The following is a 312-nucleotide window of genomic DNA, read 5'->3' as shown; positions in this document are numbered from 1 at the left end:
CCCCCCCCCCCCCCCCCCCCCCCCCCCCCCCCCCCCCCCCCCCCCCCCCCCCCCCCCCCCCCCCCCCCCCCCCCCCCCCCCCCCCCCCCCCCCCCCCCCCCCCCCCCCCCCCCTTTTCACGCAGAAGCCGGCATACGCGATGATACCTCCTGTCTCGTGGGCTCGGAGATGTGTATAAGAGACAGGCTTAAGCTACCGCCAACTGGAACAGCTTTCTGACCATCTAGCCGCCGCCCTGCTTCGGCGCGGACTACAATCCGGCGATACCGCATTGGTTCAACTTGGCAACGTGGTTGAATTCTATGTGGTGTT

1 protein-coding gene and 1 pseudogene are annotated in these 312 nt (G+C 70.5%); both read left to right on the top strand.

The window, feature by feature from the left end:
* Positions 1 to 219 (top strand): hypothetical protein (locus JHD74_RS26325; protein ID WP_199063947.1); only part of this gene is annotated, 219 nt, incomplete at its 5' end.
* Positions 179 to 312: pseudogene (locus JHD74_RS27175) on the top strand (AMP-binding protein); the annotation flags it as partial. The gene JHD74_RS26325 and the pseudogene JHD74_RS27175, both read left to right, overlap by 41 nt.

The organism is Serratia sp. ASV30, from assembly GCF_016428815.1.
Classification (GTDB): domain Bacteria; phylum Pseudomonadota; class Gammaproteobacteria; order Enterobacterales; family Enterobacteriaceae; genus Chania; species Chania fonticola_C.
Note: the sequence above shows the minus strand (reverse complement) of the source record. Positions and strands in the feature narration are given on the sequence as shown.